Origin of the sequence: Paenibacillus sp. FJAT-27812 (assembly GCF_001273905.1) — a bacterium.
Taxonomy (GTDB): domain Bacteria; phylum Bacillota; class Bacilli; order Paenibacillales; family Paenibacillaceae; genus Pristimantibacillus.
Genome location: NZ_LIGH01000001.1, coordinates 3,007,310 through 3,018,374, shown reverse-complemented (window position 1 = coordinate 3,018,374; position 11,065 = coordinate 3,007,310). Strand labels below are relative to the sequence as shown.

Genomic DNA, 11,065 nt, shown 5'->3' with positions numbered 1-11,065 from the left:
GAAGGACAAGATCCGCTCGACTTGCATGTATTAGGCACGCCGCCAGCGTTCGTCCTGAGCCAGGATCAAACTCTCCAAATTGGTGTTTGAAATGCTCATTACTTTTTTATCGCTTTTTTCGCTCATCCCGAAGGATTTGCGAGGCAGTTATTACTCGTTGTTCAGTTTTCAAAGAGCAATCTATTCTCTCTTGTGTTTCGCTTGTTTTGCTTGTCGTCCGCGTGTTTCTCTCGGCCGGAATTAGAATATACCATGTATCAATATCGTATTGCAAGTCTTTTTTTAAATTTAATTTATTATTTTCAATATTATTATTCTGAATGCAATACAAATCAGCTATTAATCATAGTCAGCAACGCTTATAAATCAATTAAAAAGCATGCTTTCTTATACAAAAAACATCATTAATATCTTATCTATTAACTCTTCCCGACAAGACGCAAACGTTACTCGTCCTCTGCTTGCTATATATGCCCTGTTTCGAGTTAACCCTCTATGATACGGCAACACTACCACTATACTCCCCCGGTTTACTTGATTTTCATCAGATAAATCACCATGTTTCAAAGCCAATTTTTCTCGCAAAAAAACAGTTGACCTTCTCGCTGCGTGAAGGTGTACGATGATGTTGTCAGGAGGCGAGCACATGGAATACACCATAAAAAAACTAGGGCTGCTGGCAGGTATTAGCACAAGAACGCTGCGCTATTACGATGAGATCGGAATGCTTAAGCCAGCACGAGTTAATTCCTCGGGCTATCGCATTTACGGGCAAGCGGAGGTGGATAGGCTTCAGCAAATTCTTTTTTATAGGGAGCTTGGCGTCAGCTTGGAGGAAATCAAACTAATCGTGACTGCACCCGCCTTCGATGGAAAAAGCGCGCTGCGCGAGCATCGGCAGAAGCTTCTTGAAAAAAGACAGCAATTAGATTTGCTAATCGCTAATGTCGATAAAACATTAGCCCAAAACGAAGGGAGAATAACAATGACAAACAAGGAGAAATTTGAAGGCTTTAAGCAGCAAATGATTGACGAGAATGAGAAGAAGTATGGCAACGAGATTAGAGAAAAATACGGAGATGAGCAAGCAGAGCGCTCCAATCAAATCCTCAAAAACATGACAGAAGAGCAGCATACTGAGATTGAACAATTGGGCGCCAAAATTTTGAGCCTGCTCATTGAGGCTTATGCAACGGGTGACCCTGCCGGCGAGCTGGCGCAACAGACTGCAGATTCGCATCGCCAGTGGCTCACCTTTTATTGGGGCAGTTACAGTAAAGAGGCACATGCGAATATCGCCCAAATGTATGTCGATGACGAGAGATTTGCCGCTTACTACGATAAGCACCAGCCTGGCGGAGCAGTTTTTTTAAGGGATGCCATTCATGTATACACCGGTACTGGGCAGCAATAACGAAGAAGCAGCACATCCTCCGCATGAGGATTGTGCTGCTTCTTTTTTACTTACACTCCCGTCCCTATCCCTTGACCGAGCCCGCCGTCAATCCGCGGATAAAGCTTTTGGAGCCTATTGCGAATAAAATGAGCACCGGGATCGTGCCGAGCGTCAAGCCAAGAATTTGAGCAGCCAAGTCCGTCCGATACGCATCTCCAAGCGCCGTAATTCCAAGCGGTATCGTGTATAGCTCCGGCTTATTCACGATAATTAGCGGGAGCAGATAATTGTTCCAAGACCATAGGAATACAAGCAGAGAAAGCGTAGTAATGGCCGGGTATATAAAGGCAACCACAATTCGAAAAAACACGCCGATATCCGAGCAGCCGTCTATACGCGCGCTTTCCAGCACCTCGGTTGGAACCGCGCTTTTGATAAACTGAGTCATCCAATAAACGCCAAACGCATTCGCCACCCAAGGCAGAATAAGCGGCAGCAACGTGCCCGACAAGCTGAGATAGCGCATCTCGATGACATAAGCGACAAGCCCCAATTGACCGGGAATCATCATCGTGAGCAGCACCGCAGCAAAAATTTTGTTCTTATACTTAAAATGATGTTTGGCAAAAGCAAAGCCGGCAAACGCACTGACGAGTACCGACAGCACCGTACTAAAGAGCGATACGATGATGCTGTTCCAATAAACCAGATCGAATCGGCTAGCCGCAACCGTTTTGAAATTTTCCAATAAATAAGTGCCGGGCACAAGAACGATTTTCGTAAAGAGGTCTTCATTCTGATAAGTTCCCATAATGGTCATAATATAGAAGGGCAGCAGCGCAAAAATAGAAAGCAGAGCGATTGCGGATGTCGCCAGCGTCGTCCGGACCGATTGACTCATTCCTGTTCCCCCCTATAAAATCTTGCGCCGATAAACGAAAAGAATGCAATAATGATGCATAAGCCATAAGCGATAGCTGCCCCTAGCCCGTAACGGGTCATGCTGCCATAGGCGGTATCATACATATTCCATACCGTGGTCAAGCAGCATCGATCCGGACCGCCGATGACCGCCGTGCTTGAACCCATCCCAGAGCCTCCGAGCAGAAGCATCGGCTCTTCCAAAAGCTGAAAACCGCCAATGATCCCTGTAATGACAATAAATACGGTGACCGGCTTCAGCAGCGGAAGCGTGATGGACATAAATGTTCGATAGCCAGATGCTCCATCCACTTGCGCAGCCTCATTCAAATCCTTTGGTATGTTGGCGAGCCCCGCCAAGTAAAAAATCATCGTATAGCCGAAGCCTTTCCAGAACAGCATGACGATGATGACTATTCGGGCGTACAACGGGTCTCCCAGCCAATATATGCCCTCATCGATCAGACCAAGATGAAGCAGGATTTTATTAATGAACCCCGCTTGCCAGTCAAAGAGAAGATTAAACATAAGCCCCACCGCAACAGGCGTTACGATATAGGGGAGAAAATTCACCAATTGAAAAAAGCCTTTCCACTTTACCCACCTGCTGTATAGCAGCGAGGCTATGAGCAATCCAAAAATGATTTGGAGCGGAAGCGTAAACACAACAAACAACAGCGTATTGCCAACCGATTTGAAAAAATAAGAATCCGGATTAAACAAAAATTTGTAGTTGTCGAGTCCAATAAACGTTTTATCCCCTATGCCGTTCCAGCTCGTCAAGCTGACATATAACGAAAACACCATTGGAATAAGGCCAAAAGCCAAATAAAATAAAATGTACGGGGAGAGGAAAAAGTAAGGCACCCATTTTCTTTTTAAAGCATGCATCGCCTACACTCCTGACTATTTGACATCTGGTGAGAAAAGAAGCGGCCCGATGAAATAAACAGACCGCTCTTCATGCTGCCGCTACCCGTCGCTTACTCCCAAACGATTTTAGGCGCTTTGGCTTTCAGCTCCTTTTGAATCCGGTCCAAAGCCTGTTCTACGCCAAACGAGTCGTCTTTTGCGAGCGTCTGGAGCACGATATTCATCACATCATCCAGCACAAGGTCATTGATATTTTCCGGCATGTCCTTTGTGGTCGCAGAGATGTCGACAAAGAACTTGTCGCCGATATCTTGACTGCCGAAGTTTCGCCAAGTCCAATTCGTAAATGATTGATCCTCATAAGCCTTCTTGAAGTGCGTAAATACGCCATCCTTTTTCTGCGCTTCCGCGCCTTCCTGCGACATCGACGTAAACTCGATCCATTTCCAGGCTAACTCCGCATTTTTGGCTCCCTTCGGAATACCGTGCGAGGAGCCGCCTCTGATGAATCCTCCTCCAGGAGGCACCATCAATACCCAGCGATCATCCTTCTTATCGTTAGGGCCAATCACATACTGCGGCATCCATACGGGAGACATGGCGAATATGTATTTTTCTCCGCCAAATGTTGCGTTCCATGCAGGCGTCCATTGATCAAGCTTGTCTATAATGCCTGAATCCCGAAACTTGACCAAATCGGTTACGGTGCTCGTAAGCATAGGCACATTCAGCTTGTCGCCATCAAAGTAAGGCTCGGCGCGTTGTCCCTTCAGCGTTTGGTTCACGTCGCCGAGGCTTGGAAACATTTTAACCTTGCCGCCGCTCTGCTGCAGCACCTCTTTTCCCTTCTCAATAAACACATCCCAGTTTGTGAAGATCGCCTCCATTTCCTCCGGATTATCCGTACCGAAATATTGTTTGGCGAGCGATTTGATGTAAGCAATCCCGGCTACGCTCATATCGTCGGGAATAGCTATGAGATGATCGTCTTTGGCAAAGGTTGCAAGATCATAATCGAACAAAATCGATTTATCGGCATTATACGGTGCCGTTTCTAGATTTTCGAGTATATCCATATCGAAGATTTTCGCCTTTTGACCACGTTCAATCCTTACGACATCCGGCAATTCGCCGCCTGAGGCGATCGTCGTTTGCAGCTTTTTCGAAATATCCTCCGCAGCAACGTTTACGCGTTTTACTTTGATGTTGGGATACTTCTCGTTAAAAGCCGCCAAAGCGGTGGGATGCTCCGGCTCCCACGTCCATAAAACAAACTCCCCCTTGTAATCGGCATTTCCTTTGACTGCTGCGTTGCCCGCGTTATCTTGTTCCCCGGTGCCTGTGTTATTGGCTGCCGCCTCTTCCTTATTGTTGACGGTATTGCCTCCTCCGCAGGCGGCCAGCATGCTTGCAAGCATCATGATGGAGATCACTAGGCACATTGATTGGATCCAAATCCTCTTTTGCATCGTATAATCGCTCCTTTGTTCACCTTATAATGTCTGCGCTTTCAATATACATGCTAGCGAATGTAAGCGTAAACATTGCTATTCTACACTTTTGGTCGCGATCCTACTTTTCCCCTTGCTTCTCTATCCCTTATGTAAGTTATAATCAATCATACAAAAAATCCCGCGGAGGCGAGCATGATGAAGATCATATTGGTGGATGACGAACGAATTGCCTTGGAGCATGTAAAAAGTCTTCTCCTCTGGGACGAATATGGTTACGAAATTGCTGCATCCGCCTCAAATGGCAGAACCGCTCTTCGGCTTTGCGAGGAGCTTCGCCCTCAAATTATGATTGTCGACATTCGCATGCCTGTAATGGACGGGCTCGAATTGATCCGGGCGGTCTCCGAACGTAAATTAGGCGTGAAATTTATTGTGATGAGTGCCTATCAGGATTTCGAGTATGCAAGGCAAGCTATTGCTATAGGGAGTGTCTCCAGTTATCTGATCAAGCATGAGGTAGACCGGGATAAATTGCTTCATGAATTAAACAAAGCCAAAGAAAGCTGGGAATGCGAACAAAAACAAAGAAAGATCGAGCGCTCCGATCAGCTCATGAAAGCAGTGACGGGGGCAGCAGCAATGACCGTGTTTCAGGATAACCAAGCTGCGCCGCCTTACGCCATCCTGCTTATCCAGAGAGATTCGCCATTCTCTGCCATACCTTCTCCCTTTGGGAAAACATCGAGCCTTCAAGCTCTCGACTTGGCTTCTCATGAAATCAACTTGTGCTCGGGTCAATCTGATTGGCAGCTAATTGGCGAACTCTCCCTGAACCGGAACCAATTCATAGCGCTGTTCTCTCAGAAAAATAAAACCGTCTCCATGCAGCGCCAATCCTTTGAATATCTTGCAAGGTCTACTGATTCGCATCTAAAGCTGCATGATGACAGCAGCTATTCCTTCTATTACTCATTTCAGAGCACTGATTCCTCCTCGCTCCACGATTCCTTTCGCAGAGTCGAGGCTGCCGCAAGGCACGCTGTATTTAGTGGGAAAAACAGCCTGCAATGCGCGGATGAACTTCCGATGCTGCCTCTGGACAACAAAATCCATCCACCGTTGCCACCTCGCAATATCTACTTTGAGGAGCTAATTGAAGGGATGGATCAGCATGATCCCGCGATAATTGAGAGCGTTATCAAAAGGGTCTTTAACTCGCTATGCTCCCCCCTCTGGGATCTGGCTGGCTTGTACGAGGCCATCCATGCGCTGACCGGAATTATAAATAAGCGATATGCCGCCAAAGGATTGCCGGAAGCAGATCCGCTCACATTAGGGGAAGCAACCCCCTTGTATCACATTGATGAGATCATGAATAGATTTATCGTCATCCTTCAGAGGTTGTGCTCCAATAAAGCTGAACTTGACCGCTTATCCAATAAGCTGCTGCGGGCAATGCAATATATTCAAATGCATTATCACGAGGATGTCAACATTGAAGACGTTTCCCGATCGATAGGCATAAGCCCCTCCTATCTTCATCAATTGTTCAAGCGCGAGCTGGGGCGTACGTTTCTCGATTATTTAACGGAGTACAGAATTAATCAGGCCAAACGTATTTTGAATCAAGGGGATGCGAAAATGACCGAGGTCTCCGCAAGAGTCGGCTACCGTTCGCCCCAGCATTTTAGCCAAGTATTCAAAAAAACGACGGGCATGCTTCCCCACCAATACCGGCACGGGGGCCACCGTTTATGAAGAGCCTGCGCTCTGTCATCCTGCAGCGGATCGTTATCGTTGCTATTGTCAGCTTCCTTCTCTCAGCGGGCTTTACCTATTATTATTTTAAAACCATAGTGGTGGAGCAGATGATTCATGAGGATGAAACGGAGCTTAGCCAGACCGTTAGACAGCTTGAATACATGTCGGATGATATTGCTAAGTTTTCCTTTTCCCTTATTATTTCCGATCAGCTTCAATCCTTCTATAAAACTTATAATCAGCTGGATATCTTTGATCAATTTGCGATGGTTCAAGACACATTAGAATATCTTGATGATAATAAGGGACTGCGCAAGGAAGTTAGCAGCTTCGCTCTTCTCCTGCCGGACAACCGGGTATTCTGGAGCGAGGCAAGAAACGATCATTACTTTAGCGAGTTATTAAAGGAAGAGTGGTATTTGAATTATGCCCAGTCAGGCCGGCAGCATGCCTTTACCGAGCCGCATGAGATGTTTCTAACCGGCAATACGTTAGAAAAAGGGAAGATCATTAGCTTTATCGTTACGGTAAAAGATATTGAGCAGCCGGGCCAAACGATCGGCAAGCTGATTCTAAATCTCGATTATGATAGCTTCGAGTCATTGCTTGACTTTGGCAGCGCGGGCTTCGAAGGTTTTTTGTGGCTAAACGACGCAGGTTATTTATTGTATGAGAAAGCTAGCCCATCATCGGATTTCCCGTTGGTCCCTTCACTTATAAAGGCTGCATCAGAGGAACAACAAGAAGGGATCTCTTCCATTGATAGAGGCTATATGCTGATCGATCGGTTCGAGAGCATCAACTGGAAACTGGTCGCCTTTGTCTCCCAAGCCTCACTGATGGAACGGGGCAAAATCATCATCTATCTTCTCGGTGTATTTTCGCTAACGAGCACGATACTAATTCTGCTCTTAATGATGCCTGCCATCTTCCGCATCACGAGACCCATTATGCGTTTATATCATGCCATGAACGCCGTCTCCAGCGGAAAGCTGCACACCTCGGTCAACATTAAAACCGGCGATGAATTAGAGAAGCTTGGCCTCGGCTTTAATCGTATGACCCATCAACTGCAGGCCCATTTGGAACAATCGATTCGCCATGAAAAAGATAAACGAGAGCTGGAACTTGAGCTTCTGCTCTCCCAATTGAATCCGCATTTCGTATACAATACGTTAAACGCCGTTATTTACATGGCTCAGAAGCAAGGGAATGACGATATTGTCCGAATGGTCAGCTCTTTTATAAGGCTTCTGCAGGATGCGGTTAAAATGGACGGGGCTAAGACCTTAATCCCTTTGCGGGAAGAGATCGGATTGTTGCGCGATTATATCGCGATTCAATCCTTTCGTTACATCGACATGTTTGAGGTCGCATGGGACATTCAAGATGAAGCTTATGAGTGCCTGGTGCCTCGCAACCTGATTCAGCCTTTTGTTGAAAATGCGATTTTCCACGGGATTTGTCCAAAAGAAGAGACCGGAATGCTGCGCATATCCGCTTCGCTCGCCAAGAACGTCCTAATTCTGAAGGTTGCGGACGACGGGATTGGCATTGAAGCCGACCAGCTGCCGACCATTTGGGAGAAAGGGAAGCCTAAGCAAAACGCTGGACTCCGGCACATTGGCTTATCGCATACTCGCAAAAGAGTCGAGCATTTATTTGGCGGGCAAGCCTCCCTGCGGATGGAAAGCTGCCTTGGCCAAGGCACTACTGTTACGGTTGAACTGCCAAAGCAAATGGCCCATGTGGATTAAGGATCAAGAAAGGACCGTCCAGGATAGAGGCAAATCCCTCTCTCCTAGGCGGTCCCAAGCTTCATTCCATTCTTATGATCAGCCCTTCTTGTTGAATCTGCTCCATTCCTCATCGGCAGCAAACGGTGGCTGCTCCCCCCATGTATCATCAAGTGAGCAGCTATAAATGCTGTATGCCAAAATCATGCAAGCCATTATTGCGTCTGTCGCATGCTCAATCGGCATTCCGATTTTCTTCCCGCTTGGCTGCCTCGGAACGCTATCCGGATCAAGCCTTATGGAGAAGCTTGGATCAATCTTATTTTTGAAAGCCGCATCCAGCTGCTCTAGGGCGTAATCGTCCTCTCTATTCAAGCCAAGCTTCGACCAGCCATGACTCGGATAAACTTCGTACAAACGAGCCGCATCCGCCCTATGCGCATCAAACGGATAAATAGCAGCATCATTTAGCAGGTTAAATAATAGCTTGCGTCCCCCATATACCATTCCATTCATACTGATAGGCGTTTCTGCAATTGGACTTTTAGCGTCTGCGGCAATATCCGTTAATCTGCAATGCTGTGTATTGTTTTTACCGCTATGTATTTTGCCGAATTTGGTCTTGAACTGCATTCGCGATTCCAAGTAAGCGGTATGAATAAAGCTTCTCCACGACGATTGGTAGTGATTCGCCAGATGCTCCTTCGGTACGGAGAAGGGAAAATCCAGTCCCCATGGTGCCGGCGCATGCTTAATCATACTAAATAAATCGAGCCTGTCCTCGCATGGAATGACTTCCGTGATCGTTAGGGATTGCTGCTCTAAGTTTCCTACCGCTACATATATTTTGCCATTTGGATCTTTTGCCCCGCTAAAATCACACCCGTATACGATCATGTTAGCCTCCTGCCGCATCGTCAACCGGAGGAGTAAGAGGCAAGATGAGCTTAAACTCACTGCCGACTCCCTTGGTGCTTTGAAGCGTTAGAGAGCCGCCCAGCAGTCTTGCAAGCTGTTGGCTGATCGAGAGTCCTAGACCGGTTCCTTCGTATTTCCGTCTGGTGGTGCTGTCTTCTTGCAAAAAGGTTTCGAAAATGAGCTGCCGACTATGTTCGTCGATGCCAATTCCAGTATCCCGAACGGCAAAAGCAATGAAGCCGGGTTCCGATTCATTTGATATATGTACGGTAACACTTCCACGATCCGTGAATTTAATTGCATTAGCCGTTAAGTTGCTTAAAACTTGACTAAGCCGAAGTCCATCTGATACGAGCAGAGCAGGTACATCCTTATCTGCAATAATCTCAAAGCTTAGCTTCTTCTGATCCGCCAATGGGGCAAGCTGATGCTGAAGCAGCTGCGTTATATCCGCAATGGATACTTCGCCAAAGTCCATCTCCATCTTCCCTGCTTCCATTTTCGCGAGGTCCAAAATATCAACGATAATGCGCAGCAGCTCCGTGCTGGAGCTATTTATAATTTCTGCATACTGCAGATTCTCGCTATCCTCCTTGTCCGCCTCGTTTTCACGGATAAGCTCGGAGAGAAGGATAATGCTGTTAAGCGGCGTTCTTAGCTCATGCGACATATTCGATATAAATTCGGATTTGTATTTAGAGGAATTTAAAATTTGAAGCGCTCGCTCTTCAAGCTCCTTATGGGCTTCTTTAAGCTCGTTTGTCTGCTCCACAAGGATTACGTTTTTATTTCGAAGCTCTTCCGCCCGGTGCTGCTCCTTATAGAAATCGTAAATAATAAATAAGAAAAACGCGCCTAGCAGCAGAGAAAGCGGAAGCGTATAAGGCATGATATGCTTCAAATAAACCTCACGGGATAGAGCGCCAAAGCTCGCGATACCTATCACCTGCATCAAATTGATGGTCAGCAGCGAGATCGTCGCTTTTTTGCGGTAACTCCATTCCTGCTTCCGTTCGTACAACATAACGAGTCCTGAAGCGACCAGACCCAAAATAACGATATTAATCGATCCGGTAAGCGCATTCGGGGTTACTCCGTTGACACAGTACCTTGTTGCGGCAATTCCCAAGCCGATTATGAAGACATACCGTGGATTTCGAAACATAAGCGATGCAAAAATAATCGGCACCACCCGCAAGTCTAATACAGCGCCTTCCTTCAGCTGAACGCCTACCATCATCGCCAGCCAACCGCAAAAAATAAATATTACTATCATTGCGCTATTTTTGACGATTGAGGATGCATGCTGAAATAAGTTCTTATAAAGAAGGTTGAACAGGTAGGCACAAGTTATGAGAATGCTCATATTTGTGAAGAAGGTTACGTAAAAATTCATAGTCCGCCTCCCTTATTGGCTTAATTGTACACGATTGTTGCCAGCTTTGACAAAAAAAAAAGACCTAGGATCTTTGATCACAAGGTCACTTTTTGGCGTTCAGCCAATAAAAAAAGCCTTGCTCAGCAAGGCTTTTTTTATTAAATGTATGCGCGTAGAGGGACTTGAACCCCCACGGTCGCCCGCCAGATCCTAAGTCTGGTGCGTCTGCCAATTCCGCCATACGCGCATGTGAGAAAAAAATGGTGAGTCATGTAGGATTCGAACCTACGACACCCTGATTAAAAGTCAGGTGCTCTACCAACTGAGCTAATGACTCATAGTAATGGTGGAGGCTGACGGGATCGAACCGCCGACCCTCTGCTTGTAAGGCAGATGCTCTCCCAGCTGAGCTAAGCCTCCAGGGAAACAATAAAACCCACTGGCATGTGGGGTTGTTTCTTAGCACAAAACAAGTTTTGTACCTTGAAAACTGGATACGAAAGATCAGGTTTGCTGAAAACCTCTTTAACTGTTGTCTGCTGGATGTATGGGTCGCAGCAAACGGTTTTAGGATAAGCCCTCGACCGATTAGTATTCGTCAGCTACACACATTGCTGTGCTTCCACCC

The 11,065-nt window shown here is 46.5% G+C and carries 8 protein-coding genes and 3 tRNA genes; 3 read left to right on the top strand and 8 right to left on the bottom strand.

The window, feature by feature from the left end; all coding sequences use genetic code 11:
• Nucleotides 1-646 precede the first annotated feature (646 nt).
• Nucleotides 647-1,414, top strand: a complete 768-nt coding sequence (locus tag ADU23_RS12755) for a MerR family transcriptional regulator (RefSeq protein ID WP_053374084.1) — start codon at nucleotides 647-649, stop codon at nucleotides 1,412-1,414.
• A 64-nt stretch (nucleotides 1,415-1,478) separates the two neighbouring features.
• Here the strand turns inward: ADU23_RS12755 and ADU23_RS12750 are convergent, their stop codons facing one another.
• The 3 genes from ADU23_RS12750 to ADU23_RS12740 all read right to left on the bottom strand — a co-directional run bounded on the left by ADU23_RS12750 (nucleotide 1,479) and on the right by ADU23_RS12740 (nucleotide 4,659).
• Entirely contained in the window at nucleotides 1,479-2,297 is an 819-nt protein-coding gene (locus ADU23_RS12750; protein ID WP_053374083.1) for a carbohydrate ABC transporter permease, read from the bottom strand.
• The gene (locus ADU23_RS12745; protein WP_053374082.1) at nucleotides 2,294-3,208 is read right to left on the bottom strand and encodes a carbohydrate ABC transporter permease; all 915 of its coding nucleotides are present in this window, start codon (nucleotides 3,206-3,208) and stop codon (nucleotides 2,294-2,296) included. Before ADU23_RS12745 ends, ADU23_RS12750 begins: the two co-directional genes overlap by 4 nt.
• 92 nt (nucleotides 3,209-3,300) lie before the next feature.
• A complete protein-coding gene (locus ADU23_RS12740; protein ID WP_053374081.1) occupies nucleotides 3,301-4,659 on the bottom strand; it encodes an ABC transporter substrate-binding protein in 1,359 nt (452 codons plus the stop codon).
• A gap of 180 nt (nucleotides 4,660-4,839) precedes the next feature.
• Between ADU23_RS12740 and ADU23_RS12735 the strand changes: the two genes are divergently transcribed.
• Together ADU23_RS12735 and ADU23_RS12730 are read left to right on the top strand one after the other, a co-directional pair.
• Nucleotides 4,840-6,402 carry a helix-turn-helix domain-containing protein gene (locus ADU23_RS12735; protein WP_053374080.1) on the top strand — a complete coding sequence of 521 codons (1,563 nt, stop codon included), beginning with the start codon at nucleotides 4,840-4,842 and terminating at the stop codon, nucleotides 6,400-6,402.
• Entirely contained in the window at nucleotides 6,399-8,162 is a 1,764-nt protein-coding gene (locus ADU23_RS12730; protein ID WP_053374079.1) for a cache domain-containing sensor histidine kinase, read from the top strand. The genes ADU23_RS12735 and ADU23_RS12730 overlap by 4 nt, the downstream gene beginning before the upstream one ends.
• Nucleotides 8,163-8,240: 78 nt before the next feature.
• Here the strand turns inward: ADU23_RS12730 and ADU23_RS12725 are convergent, their stop codons facing one another.
• The 5 genes from ADU23_RS12725 to ADU23_RS12705 all read right to left on the bottom strand — a co-directional run bounded on the left by ADU23_RS12725 (nucleotide 8,241) and on the right by ADU23_RS12705 (nucleotide 10,857).
• Nucleotides 8,241-9,038, bottom strand: coding sequence for a hypothetical protein (locus tag ADU23_RS12725; protein ID WP_053374078.1), 798 nt, complete (start codon nucleotides 9,036-9,038; stop codon nucleotides 8,241-8,243).
• Between the two features lies 1 nt (nucleotide 9,039).
• A complete protein-coding gene (locus ADU23_RS12720) occupies nucleotides 9,040-10,455 on the bottom strand; it encodes an ATP-binding protein (RefSeq protein WP_053374077.1) in 1,416 nt (471 codons plus the stop codon).
• Nucleotides 10,456-10,604: 149 nt separating this feature from the next.
• Nucleotides 10,605-10,684 (bottom strand) — tRNA-Leu (locus ADU23_RS12715).
• Between the two features lie 14 nt (nucleotides 10,685-10,698).
• Nucleotides 10,699-10,774: transfer RNA gene (locus tag ADU23_RS12710), tRNA-Lys, on the bottom strand.
• A 7-nt stretch (nucleotides 10,775-10,781) separates the two neighbouring features.
• Nucleotides 10,782-10,857 (bottom strand) — tRNA-Val (locus tag ADU23_RS12705).
• Between the last annotated feature and the right edge of the window lie 208 nt (nucleotides 10,858-11,065).